Source organism: Pseudomonas sp. JV414, assembly GCF_032424305.1.
Taxonomy (GTDB): Bacteria; Pseudomonadota; Gammaproteobacteria; order Pseudomonadales; family Pseudomonadaceae; genus Aquipseudomonas; species Aquipseudomonas lini.
Map to the genome: position 1 here is coordinate 484,424 of NZ_VYKC01000002.1, position 23,410 is coordinate 507,833.

17 protein-coding genes are annotated in these 23,410 nt (G+C 56.8%); 12 read left to right on the plus strand and 5 right to left on the minus strand.

Features of this window, described 5'->3' with window-relative positions; translation table 11 throughout:
- Positions 1–46: 46 nt before the first annotated feature.
- Together F6R97_RS03110 and F6R97_RS03115 are read right to left on the minus strand one after the other, a co-directional pair.
- Entirely contained in the window at positions 47–1,087 is a 1,041-nt protein-coding gene (locus F6R97_RS03110) for a CDP-6-deoxy-delta-3,4-glucoseen reductase (RefSeq protein ID WP_095058149.1), read from the minus strand.
- Between the two features lie 68 nt (positions 1,088–1,155).
- A complete protein-coding gene (locus F6R97_RS03115; protein ID WP_315866001.1) occupies positions 1,156–3,270 on the minus strand; it encodes an acetate--CoA ligase family protein in 2,115 nt (704 codons plus the stop codon).
- 555 nt (positions 3,271–3,825) lie between these two features.
- Between F6R97_RS03115 and F6R97_RS03120 the strand changes: the two genes are divergently transcribed.
- The 12 genes from F6R97_RS03120 (at position 3,826) to F6R97_RS03175 (ending at position 17,208) form a co-directional block, all read left to right on the plus strand.
- Complete coding sequence (locus tag F6R97_RS03120; RefSeq protein ID WP_095058147.1) at positions 3,826–4,383, plus strand: hypothetical protein; 558 nt, start codon at positions 3,826–3,828, stop codon at positions 4,381–4,383.
- 144 nt (positions 4,384–4,527) lie between these two features.
- On the plus strand, positions 4,528–5,772 hold the full coding sequence (locus tag F6R97_RS03125) for an SMP-30/gluconolactonase/LRE family protein (protein ID WP_304575816.1): 1,245 nt from the start codon (positions 4,528–4,530) through the stop codon (positions 5,770–5,772).
- 58 nt (positions 5,773–5,830) lie between these two features.
- Entirely contained in the window at positions 5,831–8,266 is a 2,436-nt protein-coding gene (locus tag F6R97_RS03130) for a pyrroloquinoline quinone-dependent dehydrogenase (RefSeq protein WP_304575815.1), read from the plus strand.
- Positions 8,267–8,587: 321 nt separating this feature from the next.
- Complete coding sequence (tcuA, locus tag F6R97_RS03135; RefSeq protein ID WP_304575814.1) at positions 8,588–10,042, plus strand: FAD-dependent tricarballylate dehydrogenase TcuA; 1,455 nt, start codon at positions 8,588–8,590, stop codon at positions 10,040–10,042.
- A complete protein-coding gene (gene tcuB, locus F6R97_RS03140; protein ID WP_304575813.1) occupies positions 10,029–11,186 on the plus strand; it encodes a tricarballylate utilization 4Fe-4S protein TcuB in 1,158 nt (385 codons plus the stop codon). Before tcuA ends, tcuB begins: the two co-directional genes overlap by 14 nt.
- A 326-nt stretch (positions 11,187–11,512) precedes the next feature.
- A complete protein-coding gene (locus tag F6R97_RS03145; RefSeq protein WP_315866002.1) occupies positions 11,513–12,841 on the plus strand; it encodes a carbohydrate porin in 1,329 nt (442 codons plus the stop codon).
- 323 nt (positions 12,842–13,164) lie between these two features.
- A complete protein-coding gene (pqqA, locus tag F6R97_RS03150) occupies positions 13,165–13,239 on the plus strand; it encodes a pyrroloquinoline quinone precursor peptide PqqA (RefSeq protein ID WP_020295432.1) in 75 nt (24 codons plus the stop codon).
- A 72-nt stretch (positions 13,240–13,311) separates the two neighbouring features.
- Positions 13,312–14,223: a pyrroloquinoline quinone biosynthesis protein PqqB gene (gene pqqB / locus F6R97_RS03155; RefSeq protein WP_304576047.1), complete on the plus strand. Its 912-nt coding sequence runs from the start codon at positions 13,312–13,314 to the stop codon at positions 14,221–14,223.
- 11 nt (positions 14,224–14,234) lie between these two features.
- Entirely contained in the window at positions 14,235–14,987 is a 753-nt protein-coding gene (gene pqqC, locus F6R97_RS03160) for a pyrroloquinoline-quinone synthase PqqC (protein WP_304576046.1), read from the plus strand.
- Positions 14,984–15,259 carry a pyrroloquinoline quinone biosynthesis peptide chaperone PqqD gene (gene pqqD / locus F6R97_RS03165; protein ID WP_018607357.1) on the plus strand — a complete coding sequence of 92 codons (276 nt, stop codon included), beginning with the start codon at positions 14,984–14,986 and terminating at the stop codon, positions 15,257–15,259. Before pqqC ends, pqqD begins: the two co-directional genes overlap by 4 nt.
- The gene (gene pqqE / locus F6R97_RS03170; RefSeq protein ID WP_304576045.1) at positions 15,231–16,400 is read left to right on the plus strand and encodes a pyrroloquinoline quinone biosynthesis protein PqqE; all 1,170 of its coding nucleotides are present in this window, start codon (positions 15,231–15,233) and stop codon (positions 16,398–16,400) included. The genes pqqD and pqqE overlap by 29 nt, the downstream gene beginning before the upstream one ends.
- Before the next feature lie 412 nt (positions 16,401–16,812).
- Complete coding sequence (locus F6R97_RS03175; RefSeq protein ID WP_095058141.1) at positions 16,813–17,208, plus strand: hypothetical protein; 396 nt, start codon at positions 16,813–16,815, stop codon at positions 17,206–17,208.
- A gap of 123 nt (positions 17,209–17,331) precedes the next feature.
- Here F6R97_RS03175 and adeC read toward each other — a convergent pair whose 3' ends face one another.
- The 3 genes from adeC to F6R97_RS03190 are packed head-to-tail and all read right to left on the minus strand — an operon-like array spanning position 17,332 to position 23,060.
- On the minus strand, positions 17,332–18,756 hold the full coding sequence (adeC, locus tag F6R97_RS03180) for an AdeC/AdeK/OprM family multidrug efflux complex outer membrane factor (protein WP_095058140.1): 1,425 nt from the start codon (positions 18,754–18,756) through the stop codon (positions 17,332–17,334).
- Positions 18,753–21,908 carry an efflux RND transporter permease subunit gene (locus tag F6R97_RS03185; protein ID WP_095058139.1) on the minus strand — a complete coding sequence of 1,052 codons (3,156 nt, stop codon included), beginning with the start codon at positions 21,906–21,908 and terminating at the stop codon, positions 18,753–18,755. Before F6R97_RS03185 ends, adeC begins: the two co-directional genes overlap by 4 nt.
- 3 nt (positions 21,909–21,911) lie before the next feature.
- A complete protein-coding gene (locus F6R97_RS03190) occupies positions 21,912–23,060 on the minus strand; it encodes an efflux RND transporter periplasmic adaptor subunit (protein WP_095058182.1) in 1,149 nt (382 codons plus the stop codon).
- Positions 23,061–23,410: the final 350 nt, after the last annotated feature.

Sequence of the window (23,410 nt, forward strand, 5' to 3'; positions counted from 1 at the left end):
TCCACGTGCTTGTTTTTATTTTCAATCGAGACACACGACACGAGTTCTACTGGACAGCCTTTTGTCCCGACACAAACATGTCCGCGAAGAACTCTTCCTCGGGGAGGTTGCGTAACGCCACAAAATCCTGCCTTGCCGATTGCACGACGATGGGCGCTCCACAGGCATAGACCTGATGCTGGGAAAGATCCTCGTAATCTTCCATGACTGCACGGTGAACAAAGCCGACCCGACCTTCCCATAGGTCGTCGGGGTGCGCTTCTGACAGGACAGGTATGAACGTGACGTTGTGACTTTTCGTCCAAGCCTCGGCAACGGAACTCAAATACAGATCCGAGGCCCTTCGCCCGCCCCAATAGAGCGTTATTTCACGACTCGATGCTTTTTCAAGTTCGCGCTCAATCATGGCTTTGATCGGTGCGAACCCTGTGCCGCTGGCAACGAAGACCATTGGTTTGCTGCTGTCTTCACGCACAAAAAAAGTACCTAGCGGGCCTTCAAGGCGCACCAGGTCGTTTTCTTTCATGACATTGAAAACGTGTTGGCTAAACGGGCCACCGTAATTCCTGAGATGCAATTCCAACACGTTGTCGTCGGGCACGTTTGCCAGCGACAAACTGCGACGAATACCGCCTGGCATCACGACGTTGATGTATTGCCCAGGCAAAAACCTGAAAGACTCCTTGGCAGGGAGGCGTAGGCGAATTCTCATCACATCCTCGGCCAGGCGCTCAAGACGATCGACACGGGAAACAAGCCGTCGAATAGGGATGTCTTGTGTTGCTTCCACCACCTCGCAGGCGATCGTCAATGCGGTTAAAGCCTTTGCCTGGCACAGGAGCGCGTATCCCTGCTGCCGGTCCTCGTTGGAAAGTATCGCCATGCTGGACTCCGCATGATCGACCACCCCGTCGAGTACTTTGGCCCGACAGGTTCCGCAGATGCCATTTTGACAACTGTAGGGCAGTTGACACCCGCTTTTGAGGGCGGCAGCAAGTATCGTATCGTCTTGCTGCACCTCGAACGTGCGGTCGATAGGCTTCACATTGACCCGATGCGTCAATGTGGCGGACAGACTGTCATTCATAGCGATTCACCCCTTTACAGAATGTTTTGTACATTGCTCTTTCTCGCGACAAGCTTGGGGGCGGTTCATTAACCGCGCACAATCAAGGCGTCCGCGGCAATCACACCGTGGGGCAATACAAACATTGGATTGATGTCGATTTCGGCTATATCGCTGCGCTGCTCCCAGGCAAACTGCGATAACGCCACCAACGCGCGGGCAACAGCATCGACGTCAAGGGGAGGCGCGCCCCGAACCCCGTTCATGATCACGCTGCATTGCAATTCATCGAGCATTTCCATAGCGGTTGGCAGGCCGAAAGGGGCGATTCGACACGCGGAATCCTTCAGTACTTCCGCATAAATCCCACCTGCGCCGACTACCACCACCGGGCCAAATGAAGGATCCTTGACCACCCCGGCAATCAGTTCGAAGCCACCTGTCACCATCTCGGAAACGAGGACACCTTCAATGTGGGCGGCAGGCACATGCCGTTGCGCGTTGGCTAACACCTGCTCGATCGCTGACTCCAGCTCCTGGGCAGTCCGAATGCCGACCTTTACGCCGCCTATTTCGGTTTTGTGCGCAATGTCCGCAGAGACAATCTTGACGACTAGTGGCGCTTTGACTTTGTCGAACAGCGCAGCGTCAAAACCCTTCACGATCAGGTCGGTTGTGACGGGGATCCCGATGGAACGCAGCATTTCCTTGGACTCGACCTCGGACAACGATGACCGACTGCCAACGGCGGTGCTAAGCGGTACAGAAGCTCGCTCTACTTTGAGCCCCTCATCCTCTTGCATCTGCAAAATGCGCGATTGAGTCCGCTTGAATCGCATCAGCATTGCGATAGCTTTGGCGGCTCGCGACGGCGAAGGCAACACCGGAATTCCCGCATCAGCGAATACACGCAGCGCCTCTGCAATCTGAACGCTGGGGGCTGAGGAAAAAACCAGGATCGGCTTCGACGCCGACGCGGCAATTCGGGCCAATACCTGGGCTGCCGCCAGGCTGCCAGAGGCGCCTGTGGTTGCCAGGTTAATGCAAAGCGATCCTACGGCGGGGTCTTCAAGCGTCGCGCTTACAGCGGCTTCCAACTTCTGCGCATTGGCCGCTGAAAAATACCCTGCGGTAAGGTCGATTGGATTATGGACGGCCCCGATGTTAGGTACGACCGCCAGCAGCTTTTGCTGGGTATCGTTACCAAGTTCACACAAGGTCAGACCTTCAGGCTCACCCGCATCTGCGAATACGATCGCAGACCCGCCCGATACCCCCATCACCGCGACCCCCCCATTGTCCGGGTATTTTTTGCTTTCCAATGCCTTGAGGAAATCCACCGCTTCATGGATCTCTCTGATCTCGACGATCCCCGTTTGCTTGAACAGGGCACGATAGAAATCATAGACACCCGTCATGCTGGCGGTATGCGATGCGGCCGCTAGTGCGCCCTGCTCGGTGACGCCCCCCTTCCACAGCAGGATCGGCTTGCCGCGCGCCGTAGCCTTGCGGCCGATTTCCAACAGCGCACGACCGTCATTGGTTCCCTCGATATAGGCGACGATGGTGTGTGTCTCGTCATCATCAAGCAGCGCCTCAATGAGCTGTACCGTGTTGACATCGCTTTCGTTGCCCGTCGCGATGACATGCCGGAAACCAATACCGGCTTCGGCACATGCAAGGGCGATGCTGTAGCCGAATCCCCCACTCTGCGTCACCAGCGATACCGACCCTTTCTCGAGTTTCGGTTCACGCGTAATGCTGCCGAATGCGGCGTAGACACGAGAATGGATGTTGGCAAAACCGAGGCAGTTGGGCCCGATAATACGCATGCCCGCCGCCCGGGCAATCGCGAGCATTTTCTCCTCACGGAGAATCCCTTCCGGACCGCTCTCTCGAAAGCCACCGCTCAGAACCACCGCAAAAGGAACCTTCTTCTGCGCACTCGATTCCAGCACGGCTAAAACGCCCTGCGCAGGAACGCCAACCACCACGAGGTCGACGTCGCCTTCGATATCGGCAACGGACCCATAGCACTTCAAACCTTCAAAGGTTTCGTATTTGGGATTCACCGGATAGATCGCGCCGGTGTATCCATTGCTCATCAGAGCTCTTACGGCCTGAGAGCCGGGACGTCCCGCATCCTCCGACACGCCTACAACCGCAATCGAACGTGGTTCAAGCAAGTTTTTGTAATTATTCATATCGGTACTGAAGCCCTTGATCGCTATCGAAAATCGGGAGACGAGGTAAAGAGATGCAGTCGTTTCTCTGCTCTCCCCAAAAGCAGAGCTGCCACGGTGCACTGTCGTCCGCAGCCAGACGAAAGTCAATTATTTTTGGAATAGGTTTCAATGAATGAAACCACAAACACCATCTTACACAAGCTTGCACCGGCGCTAACTCAGCACGAATCTGCCACTCACAAGTTTCACCTATTGAAACTTGTGCTAATTATCAAAACACATGCTAGTATGATTTTGCGTCGACCGAGGGCACGCTACGGCCTCGTATGGACGGTTGATTTGTCCTGCATACATGCAGATTCAATAGGAGCATTGGTGATGATTTACACGCGCAGTGGGGCAGACGCCCTTGCAAATCGGAGCGTTATCGTTTCGCCCGGTACCGGAAACCAGCATTGGGGAACGACCTTCTTTGGCCCGCGGAGCTCTCAAGAGCGGGCCCCAGGCCCCCAGGCGACAATGTCTGAACTCAGAGCACACGAAGCAGTAGTGCCTCATTTCCACGGGGTGTCGATGTTTCAGTTGTTCATCGCTGGCAGTGGCACACTGGGTAATCGCGGGCAGGTACTTGAACCGCTCACCGTCCAGTTCAAAGATCATCACACGGCTTACGGACCGATCGTGGCGGGTCCGCAAGGGCTGTCCTTCGTTGCCATGCGGATGTACACCGGAAACTCCCAACCGGTCTATTTGAGTGAACCTGGCTACCGGGAGCAACTGCGTCCCAGCAAACGCCGGCACCTGACGTCCGAGCCCATCAAGTTCTCCATTGCCCCTGTGATGCAGGCCCGCGAAGAAGCGAGTTGGGAACTGCTTTTTGAAGATGAGGCAGATGGGCTGCGCGCTCAGGTATTGCGATTGGGCGCTGGTATGAAAGTGGACGGTCCGCCCCCTGGTATTGCATCCGGTTATTACGTTTTCGTCGGAAACGGCAGCGTGCTGCATGGCGAAGAAGAGCTTCCTCTCTGGTCCATGATCGTCGTGGAATCAACTGAGGAAAAGTTCGAGATCCAAGCAGGTGGCGAAGGTGCCGAGGTCCTCGTGCTCCAGTACCCACGGGAAGAGATTTGAAGTAGGGGTTCCCTCCGGCGGACTGACATTCGCTGGTCGTGTGCCCAACGTTAGCGCGCAAGAAACACAGCTTCACCCTATCAAACAATAAACAAGTCTACGCCCCTGAGGGGGAGTAAAAGGCTTTGCACAATGGAGTTCGTTATGAGCATTGGCGTAACGTTCAATTTCAAAGGGCTGGTCGCGCCGATATCCGGCGCGCCCCCCAGCCGGCTATTCGCTACGACCGCTTTACCCACGCTGACACAACTCGACATGCCTGCGGTGCACACAGCGATCAACACGACAAGCATTCATGCCGGTAGGAAACGTTCGGATAGAAGAAGCAGCGCTCGTGTCCCTGGAGTGCTCAGAAAGCTCCAGCTAAGCAGCCTGCTGGCCTGTCTGGCTATCGGCGCCGCCGGCATCGCTACAGGCGCATACGCTGGACAACTCCCCGCCTCTTCAGCATTGGCCTACGACAAGCAGACACAAAGCCCTGTACCCATTCCAGTATCGGAACGAGGCCTTCCAACGGTTACTGCTCAAACCTGGTTCAAAGCATCCAACGAAGGTCGGATACTGGAAGGCGCGATATTTGACCGCGAGGGCAACCTGCTTTTCTGTGATGTTTCGGGTAAACGCGTACTTCGCCTCTCGCCGACCAAACAGCTTTCAATCGTAGCCACGATAGAGAACCTCTCCCCTGGCGGACTGGCATTTCATCCCGACGGACGTCTGTTCATCGCGGCTCTCGATCTGAACCGCAACCTCGGCGCGATTTTCGCGGTCAAACCCGATGGCACGGGAATGCAAACCATCATCGCGCAAGACACCGGATTCATGCCCAATGACTTGGCGTTCAACAAACAGGGTGGTTTCTACTTCAGTGATTTCAAAGGTATCTCGACCGAGCCAAAGGGCGGGATCTATTACGTTTCTCCCGATCTTTCGCCTCCTGTTGTCGTCTTGCCCCATCTCTCGATGGCCAACGGCGTAACGCTAAGTCCAGACGGAAAAACGCTGTGGGCAACCGAATTTGGCCGCAACCTTCTACATCGCATCGACCTGGCCAACGCTACTACCATCGCCACCATCAGTTCGTCCATCCCCTACCGTTTCACGGGGCCCTCCCCCGATTCGATGCGGGTCGACGCCGATGGCAATGTCTATGTGGCGATCTATGGGCAAGGTCGTGTAATGGTCTTTAACCAGATCGGTATCCCGATTGGCCAGGTGCTGCTGCCGGGGCGCGAACAAGGGCACAACCTGCTATCGACTAGCCTCGCCATTGATCCCAATACGAACACCTTGTACTCCGTCACCAGTGATGGAGATAAGGGGCAAGGAGCGACAATATTCAGCGCCAAGGTGTTCACCCATGGCTTGCCTCCGGCGTCATTCAAATGAGCCGCCTCAATGCTTGTTCCCAACACGTGTGTCCTATTGATCACATGGAGAAACCCTTATGACCCCTATTGGCGCAGAGCCTGACTCTTTGAATGCCAAGCGCGATACGACGAAAGCTTCACGATGGGTGTGTCGTATCTTTGCCATTGTATTACTGATACTCGGCCTGGCCCTTTCCATTGGCGGTGTCATCTTGGTTGCGGACGCAGGTTCTGCGTACTACCTGATCACCGGACTAGCCTTCATCACAAGCGCTGTATTTCTCTGGCGCGGCGATGCGCGAGGGATTTGGGTCTATGCCGCAATGCTGGTCTGGACCACGGCCTGGAGCTTGTGGGAAGTGGGTTTTAACGGCTGGCAGCTGGCGCCCCGACTGATTGGTCCGTTCGTTCTCGGCGCAGTACTTCTGCTACCGCATTTCACCCGACTCACGCCTGCGCCGAACACCCGGAAGCTTCCACGCGGCTGGCCATCGTTTGCCGGCGGCCTGGCCGCTGCAATCGCCTTGGGGAGCGTCAGTCACGCTTTCGGACCTGACGCACCGGACTTTCCGATGTTGAGACGCGGCTTGCAATCGCAGGCGCCAGCGAAACTGCCTGAGCCAATGGCCAACAACGAACGTACCGACTGGCAAGCCTACGGCAATGACCAGGGTGGGACCCGCTTCAGCCCGCTTGCCGACATAGACACAACCAACGTCTCGAACCTGGTCAAAGTCTGGGAAGCCGACATGGCGCCGGTGAACGGCGATCTCAACGCGATCGAAGGCACCCCCATCATGATGGGTAGTTCCCTGTACGCGTGTGATGGCAATAACGGCATCCATGCATTCGATGCGGAAACCGGAAAAGAATTGTGGCGCCGCGACATTTCCAACGGCGTACCGCAGTCGGGTAAACCTTGTCGGGGTGTGGCGTACTACAAAGTGCCTGACGCCAATGGGTTTTGCTCGGAACGCATCTACGCCCCCAGCCACAACCCCACGCTGGTGGCACTGGATGCGAAAACCGGTGAATATTGCCCAGGGTTTGGTAACAACGGCGCGGTCGATCTGACAAAGGGCGTCGCACCTTACCCACATGGCTTGTTCTACGTCAGCTCGGCACCGCAAGTTATCCGCGGCAAGATTGTCGTCGGTGGCGGCATCCCCGACGGGCAATATTGGGGTGGTCCGTCGGGCGTCATCAGGGCTTTCGATGCGGTGACAGGCGAACTCGCCTGGGCTTTTGATGCCGGCGCGCCGAATCGCCTCGGCCTGCCACCTGAAGGACAGTATTACACGCCTTCCACGCCCAACAGCTGGGCCCCCATCAGCGCGGATGAGAAGCTCGGCCTGATTTATTTGCCCGTGGGCAACGCGACACCTGATGCTTACGGTGGCCAGCGCCGTCCCTATGACGAGGACATCTCCAGTGCGGTGATCGCTCTCGACGCGGAGACGGGTCGGCTGCGCTGGAAATTCCAGGCCACGCACCACGACATCTGGGATTATGACGTCGCCTCTCAGCCCACCCTGTTGAACTGGCCTACCGCAAAGGGCATGCGGCCAGCACTGATCCAACCGACCAAGCGCGGCGAGATTTTCGTGCTCGACCGCGAGACTGGCGAGCCGATCAAGGCGGTGGAAGAACAGCCTGTGCCTCAGCGTGATATTGCCAAAGGCGAATGGCTGTCCCCTACCCAACCTGCCTCTGTCGAGCTCCCTGCTTTCAGGGGGCCTCAACTGCGCGAAAAAGACATGTGGGGGGCGACGCCGATCGACCAGATGGTTTGCCGGATCATGTTCAAACAATCGCGCTACGAGGGCCAGTTCACGCCCATCACGCTCGACAAGAATGTCTTGATCGATCCCGGTTCAATGGGTGGTGTGAACTGGAATGGCATCTCGCTGGACGTTGATCGCGGGCTGATGATCGTCAACTGGACTCAGGTCCCTGACCGAATCGAGTTGGTAACACGCGAAGAAGCAACGCAACGCAATTTCAAGATTGCACCTGGTCTGGACGCAGGGGGACAAGCCGAGCAGCCTATGCTTGACACGCCATACGGTGCTTATCGGGTCAACTTCCTTTCGCAGCTTGGCATTCCTTGCAATGCGCCGCCTTGGGGCCTGATTGGCGCTGTTGATCTTGTCAGCGGCAAGCTCATCTGGTCCAAGCCATTTGGCTCACCGCGTGACATTGGCCCGTTCGGTCTGCCGACCCTGGTCTCCATCCCGATCGGTACACCGACCGCCGGTGGCGCCGTGACGACCCGTGGCGGCCTGGTATTTATCGGTGGCGCAGCAGAGCATACGTTCCGTGCCCTGGATGCCGCCACCGGTCGGGAGCTGTGGAGCAGCCGCCTGGCCACCAGCGCAAATGCTACGCCCATGACCTACCGCAGTCCGGTCAGCGGAAGGCAATTTGTGGTGGTCGCCGAGGGTGGGCGTCCGCATTATCGTACGAAGCCTGGTTCGAAGCTGGTTGCCTTTGCAATTCCAGACAGCAAGTGATCGCTGCTGACAATAGCTGATCGACTAAGGAGCCAGTCCATCGTGACCTGTCTCCAAAGTCTTGGATTGGGCAAATCTGCCTGTCTCTGAAATGGGCTATATCCATTTCAATATCAAAGCGCCCGATGCACTTGCATCGGGCGCTTTGTATTTCTGGGAGCGTGGTAATTCCTGCCACATACCCCTCTGCACAGAAACATCACCCTTCACTAAAACTGAAGCCCTCACCTCTAAATCCGCCTTTCGCCGCGATGAGCCCATCCCTATGGTTAATCCACTGGCGGCAGTCACTTCGCCCTGCCAGTGAATCGAGGAGATACGATGGTCGACGTTCTGGTGATAGGTGGCGGCAACGCTGCGTTATGTGCCGCATTGATGGCACGAGAGGCAGGCGCCAGCGTAATGCTGCTGGAAGGCTCGCCGAAAGTCTGGCGCGGCGGAAATTCGCAGCACACGCGCAACCTTCGCTGCATGCACGATGCGCCTCAGGATGTGCTGGTCGATGCCTATCCCGAAGAAGAATATTGGCAAGATCTGCTTAAAGTCACCGGTGGTCTTACCAACGAGAAACTGGCGCGCATCGCCATTCGCGCCTCGTCATCATGCCGTGATTGGATGCGTTCACATGGCGTGCACTTTCAGCCGCCCTTGTCGGGTGCTCTGCACGTGGCGCGCACCAACGCGTTTTTCATGGGCGGCGGCAAGGCACTGGTCAATGCCTACTTTCGCAGCGCCGAACGCTTGGGCGTGAAGATCCGTTATGACGCTCAGGTCACCGACATAGAACTGGAAAACGGTGCTTTCGTCGCAGCTCACCTGGCCGAACGGGTGATAGATGGACAGCGATTCCCAGCGGAGCGTATCGAAGCTCGCGCCTGCGTCCTGGCTGCTGGCGGGTTTGAATCCAATCGCGAATGGTTACGGGAGGCTTGGGGCCAAAACGAGCGTGGTGAATGGCCATCGGACAACTTTCTGATTCGCGGCACTCGCTTCAATACCGGTGTGTTGTTGCGACGGATGCTCGATCTTGGCGCCGATGCAGTCGGCGACCCGACTCAGGCACATATGGTTGCCATCGACGCCCGGGCTCCGCTTTACGACGGCGGTATATGTACCCGCATCGACTGCGTGTCCCTGGGCGTGGTTGTCAACCGCGATGGCGAACGGTTTTACGATGAGGGTGAGGATTTCTGGCCCAAGCGTTATGCGATTTGGGGCCGTCTGGTTGCGGGACAACCCAACCAGCAAGCCTACTCGATTATCGACCAACAGGCGCTTGGCCGCTTCATGCCGCCGGTTTTCCCTGGAACCACAGCCCGGACGTTGCCAGAACTTGCTCGCCTGTTGAACTTGCCGCAAACGCAGTTCGTTAAAACCATCGAAGACTACAACAACGCTTGCCATGTCGGCACGTTCGACCACACCACGCTCGACGACTGCCATACCGAAGGGCTTACTCCCGCCAAGACTCACTGGGCAAGGCCACTCACCAAACCACCCTACTACGCCTACCCCCTCAAGCCAGGTGTCACCTTTACCTATCTTGGCTTGGCGACCGACGAAACGGCCGCCGTGCACTTTGATGGCAAGGCCAGCCCGAACCTGTTTGTCGCCGGAGAAATGATGGCTGGCAACGTACTGGGCAAGGGTTATACCGCGGGTATTGGCATGGCCATCGGTACCGCCTTCGGACGAATCGCCGGCGTACAGGCCGCGCTTTGTGCGGGGTTTGGTCTTTCTCCTGTGAACTCGGAGCTTCAACATGCAGCTGTTTGATCCCCAGGTATCCAGCCAACTGATCCCGATCCTCAACCTGCAGGAAACCGAAGTCGAACGGCAGATGACCATTTGTAATGCCTGCCGCTATTGCGAAGGTTTCTGTGCCGTATTCCCCGCAATGACCCGGCATCTGGAATTCGGTCAGGCCGACATTCATTACTTGGCGAACCTTTGCCACAACTGCGGCGCGTGCCTGTCGGCTTGCCAATACGCTGCCCCGCACGAATTTGCAGTCAACGTACCCAAAGCCATGGCCAAGGTACGGCTGGAAACCTACACCAATTACGCCTGGCCGCAGCCACTGGGTAAATTGTACCAACGCAACGGCCTTACCTTGGGGCTGGCTTCAGGCGCTGGGTTGGCGCTGTTCCTGTCGCTTACCTTGATGATCATGGGCAACCTGTTCGTTGCCATGCCAGGCGGTAACTTCTACGGGATTTTTCCACACAACACGTTGGCACTGATGTTCAGCGCGGTGTTCGGTTTTGCCGTGTTGGCCCTGGGCATCGGCGTGCGTCGATTCTGGCGCGAAATCTCACCCGCCGAGGCACCTCTGCCGCTGAAAGCCAGTGCAGCACTGGAGGCCGGCGCCAACGTCGCACAACTCAAGTACCTGGACGGCGGACATGGGGAAGGCTGCAACAACGCCGACGACGCATTCACCCTATGGCGCCGCCGCTTTCACCACCTCACCTTCTATGGGTTCATGCTGTGCTTCGCAGCCACAGGCGTTGCCACTCTCTATCATTTTTTGCTGGATTGGTCGGCCCCCTACCCGGTTTTAAGCCTGCCAGTACTACTCGGCATTTTCGGTGGCGTAGGTCTGCTGATCGGCCCAGCAGGTTTGCTCTGGATGAATCTGCGGCGTAACCCGCAGCAAGGGGACGAGAATCAGAAACCGATGGATCGTGGCTTCATCGCGCTTCTGTTCCTGGTAAGCGCTAGCGGCCTGGCATTGCTTGCCGGGCGCGAAACCAGTGCGTTGGGCTTGTTGCTTGCCATCCACCTGGGCCTAGTCATGGCGTTCTTTCTGACCATGCCCTATAGCAAATTTGCCCACGGCATATTTCGCAGCGCTGCCTTGCTGAAATACACCATTGAAAAACGCCAACCCAACCCGATCAGTGCGGCCAGCGAATGACCGGTATTTTCAAGAGCGTGCCGACGGCATCATCGGCGCCGCTAAGTTGAAAGCAACCTTCATAGCAATCACAAGGAGAGCATTACCGATTCTCAAATAAATTACCGAGCTGATTCGCAAGAACAGACGAGGCATGAGTTAGGTCCCGTCGTCTCATCAACTTACCGTGTGTCACGTCAAGCTCGACGCCTTTACAAACCCAGACTCCAGTCGCTCTTCGCTGGGATCAACCCGTTGCAGACATTCTTTAATGCTCTTCCGGGCGGAAGATCAACCTGAAGATGTGTTCGATTATCTGACTAATAAAAACAAAAGCAGAGATTATCATGACCACTCATTTGAACTGCAACACGCTTAATACTTCCGTCGCATTGCTGCTGCTTTGCGGAGCGGCCAACAGTCATGCACAAGAAGCCTTCAGTCCTGAGTCCCCTTGGATGTTGGGAGACTGGGGCGGCCTACGCACAGAATTGCTGGAAAAAGGTTATACCTTTAACGTGCTCTACACGGGCGACGCCGCGACGAATCTGGCCGGTGGCTACGACTCGCACACCACGGCGCGGTATACCGACCAACTTGCACTGATGAGCAATTTTGACCTTGAGAAAATACTCGGTTGGGAAGGCGCTGATTTTCAATTCACGATATCGGATCGTAACGGGCGCAATCTCACCAATGATGTCATCACCGATCCTCGGGTAGGCGGCATCAGTCAGGTTCAAGAGGTATACGGGCGCGGCCAGACCTGGCGGCTTACGCAACTCTGGTATCGTCAGAAGTTCTTTGACGGCGGGCTGGATATCAAACTGGGCCGCATGAACTTTGGCGAAGACTTCGGCAGCTTCCCCTGCAAATTCCAGAACCTGGCATTCTGCGGCGCACAGCCGGGTAACTGGGCCGGCGATATCATTTATAACTGGCCAATCACCCAATGGGCGGGCCGCGTAAAGGTCGCGTTGAGCGATGACACTTATGCGCAGATTGGTGCGTACGAGCAGAACCCGTCCTACCTGGAAATAGGTAACGGCTTCAAACTCAGCGGCAGCGGTAATGAGGGTACCTTGGTACCTGTCGAGCTGGTCCATACCACGTCGCTGGGAGCCGGACGGCTGCCAGGGGAATACCGTGTGGGCGCGTATTACAGCAGCCGTGACGCAAATGACGTCAACACAGAAGAAAACGGCATAGCAAAATCCCGCGATAGTAAATACGGCGCATGGATTGCCGGGCAACAACAAGTCTGGAAAGATCCGGACTTCGCCGCTCGCGGGCTGACGGTGTTTGCCTATGCCACCGTGCATGACAAAGCCACCAATATGATCGATCGTTATGCGCAAGTAGGCGCTTACTACACGGCCCCCTTCAAATCTCGCCCGAATGACGAAATCGGCGTCGCCATCGCCAGTCTCCATGTGAATAACCGCTTCACAGATCATCAGCAGCAACTGAATGACCGGGCGGGTGTCAGCGATTATGACGACCCCCGCTACACACCGACACAAAGCTCAGAAACCAACATGGAAATTTACTATGGCTTTGGCGTGACCAAGTGGCTGACCGTGCGCCCCAACCTGCAATTTGTAGGCAATCCTGGCGGAGTCAGCGAGGTCAGGGATGCGTGGGTGGCCGGTTTGAAATTCGAGACCAGCCTGTAAGGGGGTTCTCCCAATGCACTTTATTTTCGTACAAACATGGGAGAGCACGACAATGACATTTTGTGCCCTGCAGAATCGAGTTCAATCGTTCGCGAAGTGCTTCGCTGCCCTGGTTGCTAAATTGTCGAGTCACTCGTTCTCGTACTTGGAGCAGTTTCCTGAAGCCGTCCTGTTATCCGATCGTCCGGCAGCAAAAGACGAGGTATGACAACCGAAACACGGCGTCGTGGGTTGGGCGCGCCTTGGAACGCTGCAAAATGATCCCAACCAAACTCAGAAATATGTACCTGACAAACGTCTCATCACTTGATAGGAGTACTTTCATGTCTTGGTCCAAACCTGCTTACACCGACCTGCGTATTGGTTTTGAAGTCACCATGTACTTCGCAAACCGTTAAGTTTGTACCTGATGGACAGCGCCTCGGCCTGCCGAGGCGTTTTATTTTCGGTTCCAGAATGATGGAGCAACCATGTTCGTCCAGATACTAGGTTCTGCCGCCGGTGGCGGTTTCCCCCAGTGGAACTGCAACTGCGCCAATTGCGCAGGTTTTCGCAACGGTAGCCTGCGGGCCCAGGCGCGTACCCAGTCGTCCATCGCCCTGTCCGATGACGGTGTGAACTGGGTGCTGTGCAACGCCTCTCCGGACATTCGCGCCCAGCTCCAGGCGTTTGCCCCGATGCAGCCGGGCCGGGCCCTGCGCGACACCGGCATTGGCGCGATCATCCTGATGGACAGCCAGATCGACCACACCACCGGTCTGCTCGGCCTGCGTGAAGGTTGCCCGCATCAAGTCTGGTGCACCGACATGGTCCATGAAGACCTGAGCACGGGCTTTCCGCTGTTCAACATGCTGACCCACTGGAACGGCGGGTTGAGTTGGAATCGCATTGAACTCGACCAGAGCTTCACCATCGCCGCCTGCCCGAACCTGCGCTTCACCCCACTGCCCCTGCGCAGCGCCGCACCACCCTATTCACCGCATCGCTTCGACCCGCACCCGGGCGACAACATCGGGTTGATCGTCGAAGACCTGCGCACGGGTGGCAAGCTGTTCTATGCCCCGGGGCTGGGCAAGGTCGACGAGTCGTTGTTGGAGATCATGGCCGGCAGCGATTGTCTGCTGGTGGACGGTACGATGTGGGACGACGATGAAATGCAGCGCCGTGGCGTCGGCACCCGAACTGGCCGGGAAATGGGCCACCTGGCCCAGAATGGTCCGGGCGGCATGCTCGAAGTGCTGGAGCATTTGCCGAAGCAGCGCAAGGTGCTGATCCACATTAACAACACCAACCCGATCCTCGATGAAGACTCCTCCGAGCGGGCCGAGTTGGTGCGACGCAATGTCGAAGTCGCTTACGACGGCATGAGCATCGAACTGTAGGAGCGCCCGAAATGACTGATACACCATTGACCACCGCAGAATTTGAAGCAGCCTTGCGCGCCAAGGGCGCCTTCTACCACATCCATCACCCCTATCACGTGGCGATGTATGAAGGCCGTGCCACTCGCGAGCAGATCCAGGGCTGGGTCGCGAACCGTTTCTACTATCAAGTGAACATCCCGCTCAAGGACGCCGCGATCCTGGCCAACTGCCCGGACCGGGAGATCCGCCGCGAGTGGATCCAGCGCCTGCTCGACCATGACGGCGCTCCCGGCGAAGACGGCGGTATCGAAGCCTGGCTGCGGCTGGGCCAGGCGGTGGGCCTGGACCCCGATCAACTGCGCTCCCAGGAGCTGGTGCTGCCCGGTGTGCGTTTCGCCGTGGATGCCTATGTCAACTTCGCCCGCCGGGCCAGTTGGCAGGAAGCCGCCAGCAGCTCGCTGACCGAACTGTTCGCCCCGCAGATCCACCAGTCGCGCCTGGACAGTTGGCCGCAGCACTACCCGTGGATCGACCCGACCGGCTATGAGTACTTCCGCACCCGCCTCGGTCAGGCTCGGCGTGATGTGGAACATGGCCTGGCGATCACCTTGCAGCACTACACCACCCGCGCAGGGCAGGAACGCATGCTGGAGATTCTCCAGTTCAAACTGGACATCCTCTGGAGCATGCTCGACGCCATGAGCATGGCCTATGAATTGAACCGCCCGCCCTACCACAGGGTGACCGGGCAACGGGTGTGGCACAAAGGGATCACCTTATGAGTTTCGACCGCAGCAAAACCCCACGCTGGCGCCCCGGCTATCGCTTCCAGTACGAACCGGCCCAGAAAGGCCACGTGCTGCTCTATCCTGAAGGCATGATCAAGCTGAATGACAGCGCTGCGCTGATCGGTGGCCTGATCGATGGTGAACGGGATGTCGCGGCCATCATCGACGAGTTGGCGAAGCAGTTTCCCGGCGTGCCGGAACTCGGTGACGACATCGAGCAATTCATGGAGGTCGCTCGTGCACAGCACTGGATCGAACTTGCCTGAGCCCTCTGGCCTGCCGCCCAAGCCTGAAGTCGGCCTGCCGCTGTGGCTGCTGGCGGAGCTGACCTATCGCTGCCCACTGCAATGCCCGTACTGCTCCAACCCGCTGGACTTCGCCGAGCAGGGCCAGGAGTTGAGCTCCGAGCAGTGGTTCAAGGTCTTTCGCGAAGCCCGCGAGATGGGCGCCGCGCAGTTGGGTTTTTCCGGCGGCGAGCCGCTGGTGCGCCAGGACCTGGCCGAGTTGATCGGCGAGGCGCGCAAGCTGGGTTTCTATACCAACCTGATCACCTCCGGCATCGGCTTGACCGAGCAGAAAATCAGCGACTTCAAGAAGGCCGGCCTCGACCATATCCAGATCAGTTTCCAGGCCAGCGATGAGCAGGTGAACAACCTCCTGGCCGGTTCGAAGAAAGCCTTCGCGCAAAAACTGGAAATGGCCCGGGCGGTAAAGGCCCACGGTTATCCGATGGTGCTGAACTTCGTGACCCATCGGCACAACATCGACAAGATCGATCGCATCATCGAGCTGTGCATCGCCCTGGAAGCCGACTTCGTCGAGCTCGCCACGTGCCAGTTCTACGGCTGGGCGCAGCTCAACCGCGTCGGCCTGCTGCCCACCCGGGAGCAACTGGTACGCGCCGAGCGTGTCACCAACGAATACCGCGCCAAGCTGGAAGCGCAAGGCAATCCGTGCAAGTTGATCTTTGTCACGCCGGACTACTACGAAGAACGCCCCAAGGGCTGCATGAACGGCTGGGGCAGCATTTTCCTCACCGTCACGCCGGACGGCACGGCATTGCCCTGTCACGGTGCCCGCCAGCTGCCGGTGCAGTTTCCCAATGTGCGCGACCACAGCATGCAGCACATCTGGTACGACTCGTTCGGCTTCAACCGCTTCCGCGGTTATGACTGGATGCCCGAACCGTGCCGCTCCTGCGATGAAAAAGAAAAAGACTTCGGCGGCTGCCGCTGCCAGGCGTTCATGCTCACGGGCGACGCCAGCAACGCCGACCCGGTGTGCAGCAAGTCCGAACATCACGGGGTGATTCTCAAGGCGCGTGAAGACGCCGAGCACGCTACGCAAACCATCGAACAATTGGCCTTTCGCAATGACCGAAACTCGCGCCTCATCGTTAAGGGCTGATCGTCTCAGCGACAGAAATGACTGACTGATCGACGATCGATTCGAACGGTAACGTCCGACGCGCAGAAAATACCACGTGCGACACCTGAGGGATTCAAGTTCTCGGCGTCGCTGATGGCACATCATTGGTGAATAAAGCTCAGCACTGCATCAATAGCTCACAGGCTAATCAATTAAAAAATAGCCTGTAGAATATCCCCATACCGACAACAAAATCATTCCAGATATCGAGTAGGCATCTTAGTCCTTGCCGTCCTCGATCATCTTGCGTCATCTGCAGAAACAATAACGGGCCCACGTTCCCAAGCCAATGCGTTATTAGGCTGAAACAGCTTATTTAAAACCTTACCTATTTAACGGTTCAGAACAAGCTTATAGCTATTCTCGGACCCCCAAAGAATTCAGGACATTTATGAACCTTGCAAAACTAACAGCTTCCATCATTTTAATCACCGGCCTGGCTGGCTGTGCGACTGAACTTCCGACGCTTAAGGATGGCGAATCCATTGTCAACCTTCACGAGCAGATCGGTGATGAAATGCTGGCCAGACGCCTGGATACACAACGCGCAGAGAACCTGACTTATTTCAAAGTATCGCCAGGGGCGCATACGATGGAACTTGGGGTGGTTACCAAGGGCTACCAGGAAAGCCAACACCGCTGTGTTGCCACCCTGTCCTATGACAATTTTTTACCGAATGAACGTTACACCCTGATGGAAAGTAGTGCGGGAAAAGAGGTAAAAATTGAACTTATGGACAGTAAAGGTAATACCTTGGCTAAAACTGACAAGATGCCCTGCTTGTAATTAACCGCCGTGTAAATGACAGCGCGGCGTCACCACTCAGCACGTAATATCATGATAGTGTCATTCACTGCTAATACAAAAACGCCCGGCCTATCGCCGGGCGTTTTTGTATAGTCGTCGTTCTCAGAGTTTTTGCACGCCCCGCTCGTCCCATCCGCCACCCAGTGCACGATACAAGTTCACTTCAGCCTGCAACTGCGCAAGGCGATCGTTGATCAGCCTTTGTTGGTTGCTAAACAGCGAGCGCTGCGCGTCCAAAAAGGTCAGGTTGCTGTCCACGCCGATTCGATAACGACGCTCGGCAAGCCGATAGTAATCCTGGCTGGCGTTGACGAGGTCATTCTGTGCCTGCAACTGGTCGACGTAAGTTTTACGTGCAGTCAACCCATCGGAGACCTCCTGGAAAGCGGCCTGGATAGCTTTCTCGTAGTTGGCCACACCAATGTCTTTCTGAATCTCCGAGTAATTCAGGCTAGCGCGTAACGCGCCTGCGTTGAAAATCGGCAAGCTGATGGTAGGGGTAAACGCCCAACTGCCTGAGCCGCTCTTGAACAACCCATCCAGATTCGCGCTCGAGGTGCCGGCATTTGCCGTAAGGCTGATGCTAGGAAAAAAAGCCGCCCGCGCCGCGCCGATGTTAGCGTTAGCGGCCAAGAGCGTATGCTCGGCGGCGAGGATATCGGGGCGACGGGTGAGTAAATCACTGGGCAGACCAGCCGGTACGTTGGCCAGCAGGTCGCCATCCAAGGACTGTGGCTCCGGCAAATCGGCGGGCAGTCCTGTACCGAGAAGAAGCACCAAAGCATTCTCGTCTTCGGCTACTCGGCGCTGGTAGTTTGCCAGGCTCGCCCGCGCACCTTGCACCGAGGTACGCGCCTGTGCGAGATCAAGCGCCGAAGCCACACCCACCTGATTACTGCGGGTGGTCAGACGTAAGCTCTCCTCGTAGGCGTCCAGCGTGTTCTCGGTGAGCTTGAGCAATTCACGGTCGGCTTGCCAGGTGAGATAGGCATTGGCCACGCTCGAAACGATGCTGATCTGGGTCGAGCGTCGGGCCTGGGCGGTAGACAGATAAGTTTCCAGTGCCTGCTGGCTTAGACTGGCGATGCGACCAAACAGATCCAACTCGTACGAACTGATTCCCAGGTTGACGTCATATTGGCTGGAAATACTGGCCTGACCGGACTGCGCCTGAGCGCTCGGCAGTCGCTGCCGTGTTCCGCTGGCGTTGGCGCCAATCGCCGGAAACAGGTCAGCTCTCTGGATTCGGTACTGCGCCCGGAAAGCCTCAACGTTCAGTGCCGCGACCTTCAGGTCACGATTATTGACCAAGGCGGTCTGGATCAATCGCTGCAATGCCGGATCGTGGAAAAACTCGCGCCACCCCTGCTCCACAGCGGCCTGGTCGGCAGCGTTGGTTGCCTGATAGGCAGGACCCTGCGGATATTGCGCCGCAACTGGAGCCTGCGGTCGCTGATACTCAGGGATCAGTGAGCAACCACTCAGAACAGCGGCGCTGATCGCGAGACCGATTAAAGAGCGAGTCATTGGCCTGCCTCCTCACGCATAGCAGTTTCGTCCTGCTTCTTGCGGCTGCCTTTAAACAAGGTTGAAACGGAAACGAAGAACAGGGGAACCCAAAAAATCGCCAGAACGGTGGCCGTTATCATGCCGCCGATCACCCCCGTGCCGATGGCGTGTTGACTGCCAGAGCCGGCTCCGCTGGAAATGGTCAGAGGTAGCACGCCGAGAATGAATGCCAAGGACGTCATCACGATCGGACGCAGACGCATACGACAAGCCTCGACCGTCGCTTCCAGCAACGGTGTACCTTTTTCATTCAATTCCTTGGCAAACTCGACGATCAGGATCGCATTCTTCGCCGCCAACCCCACCGTCACCAACAGACCCACTTGGAAGAACACGTCGTTGGACAGCCCCCGCAATGCCGTGGCCATTAGCGCGCCGATTACCCCAAGAGGCACGACCAAGATGACCGCAATCGGAATCGACCAGCTTTCATAGAGTGCCGCCAGACATAGAAACACGACGAGAATCGACAGCGCATACAGAGCAGGCGCTTGTGACCCTGAAAGACGCTCTTCATAGGACAACCCGGTAAAAGAGATGCCTACGCCGGGCGGCAGTTGCGCTGCAATTCGCTCGACTTCCGCCATCGCCTGGCCAGAGCTGTAACCCGGGGCGGGAGTCCCAAGAATTTGCTCGGCAGGGACGCCGTTGTAGCGTGACAGTTTTGGTGAGCCGAAGATCCACTCGGCACTCGCAAATGCCGAGAACGGGACCATCTGACCTTGGTTATTACGCACGAACCATTTACTCAGATCCTCTGCGGTGCTGCGCGAGTCAGGTTGACCCTGTACGTAAACCCGTTTAACTCGACCGCGGTCAACGAAATCGTTCACATAACTACTGCCGTATGCCACTGACAGCGTGGTGTTGATATCGGCCAGAGAAATGCCCATCGCCCGCGCGCGCTCGTCGTCGATGGTCAGGTGGTACTGTGGCTCGTCGGCCAAGCCGTTTGGGCGAACGCCAGCGAGGACCGGGCTCTGGGCAGCCAGCTCAAGAAACTTGCCGCGTGCCTCCATGAGTTTTTGATGGCCCACGCTATCTTGGTCCTGCAGGTAGAAATCGAAGCCGGTGGCGTTACCCAACTCCAGTACCGATGGCGGAACCACCGCATATACCAGGGCGTCGCGGTACTTCAGGAACTCTTGCTGGGCACGCTGGGCAATTTTGAACACAGTATTGTCACTGTCTCGTTCATCCCATGGCTTCAGGTTGACGAACGCAATCCCTGAATTCTGCCCGCGGCCCGCAAAGTTGAAGCCGTTAACGGTGAAAACTGTAGCAACGGCTTTACCTTCTCCGTGCTCTTTGTCCAGCAAGTACTGACTCATGCGATCAAGCACTTTTTGCGTGGTCTCAGCCGAGCTGTTGGCCGGCGTCTGCACTTGCGTAAAAATCAAACCCTGGTCTTCATCAGGCAAGAACGAGGTCGGTATCCGGGCGAACATCCAAATCGTGCCGGCGACGATTACCAGGTAAACCATAAAGCCCGGCACCCTATGCCGAATGATCTGGCCTACGCCCTGCTCATATCCGTTGACGCAGGCATCGAACCGTCTGTTGAACCATCCAAAGAAACCGCGCTTGGGCTGACCGTGTTTTGTCGGATCGATTGGCTTGAGCAGCGTCGCGCAAAGCGCCGGGGTGAATACCAAAGCAACAAATACCGAAAGCGCCATGGCCGATACGATAGTGATCGAGAACTGCCGGTAGATCACGCCAGTGGAGCCACCAAAGAAAGCCATGGGCAACAGCACCGCCGAGAGCACCAAGGCAATACCCACCAGCGCTCCCTGGATCTGCCCCATCGATTTACGCGTGGCCTCCCTGGGTGACAGGTGTTCCTCCGCCATCACCCGTTCGACGTTTTCAACCACCACAATCGCATCGTCGACGAGTAATCCGATCGCCAGGATCATCCCGAACATGGTCAAGGTATTGATAGAGAAGCCGGCCGCTGCGAGGACGCCGAACGTACCCAACAACACAACGGGCACTGTCAAAGTCGTAATGATGGTGGCACGCATATTTTGCAAAAACAGCAGCATGACCAGAAAGACCAAAACCACCGCCTCGCCCAGCGTATGCATCACACCGCTGATGGATTCGGTGACCACCGGCGTCGTGTCATACGGGTACACCGCTTCAATCCCGGCCGGGAAGAATGGTTTCAGTCGGTCGACCGTGGCGCGAATCGCCTTGGCGGTATCAAGGGCGTTGGCGCCTGTGGCCAAGCGGATGGCGATACCCGAGGCAGGCTTGCCATTGGCTTGGGCGTTGATGCTGTAGTTTTCACCGCCCAAACTGATATCGGCCACATCACTCAGGCGCACCTGGGAGCCGTCGCTATTGACCTTAAGCAAAATGTCACCAAATTGCTCGGAGGTCTGCAGTCGAGTCTTGCCAATGATAGTTGCGGTAAACACCGTACCTTTGCGCGCCGGAAGACCACCAATCGTGCCCGAAGCCACCTGCACGTTCTGCGCCTCAATCGCCTCGGTCACGTCGACTGGCGTCAACTGGAACTGGTTCAGTTTGGCCGGGTCCAGCCAGACTCGCATGGCGTATTGCGTACCCCAGATCTGAAAATCACCAACACCTGAAGTCCTCGAAATCGGGTCCTGGATGTTTGAGACGATGTAGTTGGATAGATCCTCCTTGGTGTGTTTTCCATCGGTGGAAACCAGGCCAATGAACATCATGAAATTCTGTTGGAATTTTGTGACGCGAAGCCCTTGCTGCTGCACTTCACGCGGCAACAGCGGCGTGGCCAGGTTCAGCTTGTTCTGCACCTGAACCTGGGCAATATCCGGGTTGGTGCCCTGGTTGAAGGTCACGATGATTCGCATGCTGCCATCGGCATTACTCTCCGAAGAGATGTAGCGCAGATTGTCGATGCCGTTCATCTGCTGCTCGATCACTTGCACGACCGTATCTTGCACTGTCTGCGCGGAAGCACCGGGGTAAGAAACCTGAATCGCGACAGCGGGTGGTGCAATGTCAGGGTATTGATTGATCGGCAAATTGAGGATCGACAATGCCCCAACGAGCATGATGATCAGTGCAAGCACCCACGCGAAGATCGGTCTATCAATAAAATACTTCGACATGGTCTACTCCGCCTTAGCGCTGGTGTTTAGCGCCACAGGGGCTCTGTTCGCCTCATCTGTCATCGCTTCCTGAGCGACCACGGAGCTCCCCGGCTTAATGAACTGAAGCCCTTCGACGATGATTTTGTCTCCGGCGCTCAAGCCGCTTTCCACCAGCACATTCGCACCGACGGTGCGGCCAACCTTGAGCTGGCGTTGCTCGACTTTGTTATCGGCGGTAACGACCATGGCGGTCGGGGTGCCCTTGAGATCCCGGGTCACACCAATCTGTGGAGCAAGAATGGCCTGCTCGGCGACCCCCTCCTGCAACCGCGCATGCACAAAAATCCCGGGCAGCAGCAAGTGATCGGGGTTGGGGAACACGGCGCGCAGGGTGACCGAGCCGGTTGCTTCGTCGACCGAGACTTCTGAAAACTCCAGCGAACCCTGCAGCGGGTACTGGCTACCGTCCTGAAGTGTCAGGCTAACTTTCGCAGCCTTATCAGCAGTTTTCTGCAACTGCCCGCTTTCAAGAGCCCGACGCAGTTTGAGCACCTCGCCATAAGGCTGAGTGACATCGACATAAATGGGGTCGAGTTGCTGGATAATCGCAAGGGCGGCTGCTTGGCCATTAGAAACTAGCGCACCTTCGGTCACAGCCGAACGTCCAATTCGCCCGCTGATAGGCGCGAACATTTTGGTATATCTCAGATTGATCTGGGCGCCCTTGACTTGTGCCTCTGCCTGCATCTGCTGAGATCGAGCAGTGTCATACTCCTGCTTGCTCACCGCCTGCTCATCGATCAGTTGCCGATACCGGGTGGTCAGCGAGCGAGATTGCTCCAAACTGGCCTGCGCACTGGCGAGCGTCACCTCGTAAGTTGATGGATCGATCTGATAAAGCTGCTGACCAGCCTTGATATCTGCGCCTTCCTTGAACAAGCGTTTCAGGACGATGCCATCCACCTGCGGCCGAACCTCGGCAAGGCGATAAGCACTGGTACGCCCAGGCAGATCGTTGAACAAGGTCACAGCCTGGGTTTTCAGGGTCACCACACTGACTTGGGGGGCTTGCACCGGCGCAGTAGCAGCCTGCTCGTTGTTGCATCCACTGAGCATCGTGGCAAAAGCAATGGCGGTTACCAAAGCAGGATAGATAGGCTTGAATGGCATAAAGTCCTCGAACACAGCGCTGAAAAATGCGCGCATGAGTTTGCAAACTGCCGCAGCACAGGCTGAAACAGCTGCTGGTGGCAATGGGAGAAAGAGTTCGGCAAGTACGCGCAAGAAGCGCGGTGCGAAGATCAAGCTTATTGACCGGGTTAATAAACCCGATGAGCCAATGCGCTGCGCATTGGATTGTTATGTAGGCATGCTAACAATCGAGGGGCCTGAGGATTAGCCCGACTTTACTGAAATCACCAATGAGTGATATTCAGCAATAAAATGGTTTCAGAATTTTGCAGATTACTCACAACGCTCTATATCCAGCGATTAACGAAGGACAGCATTTCGATTAGTGA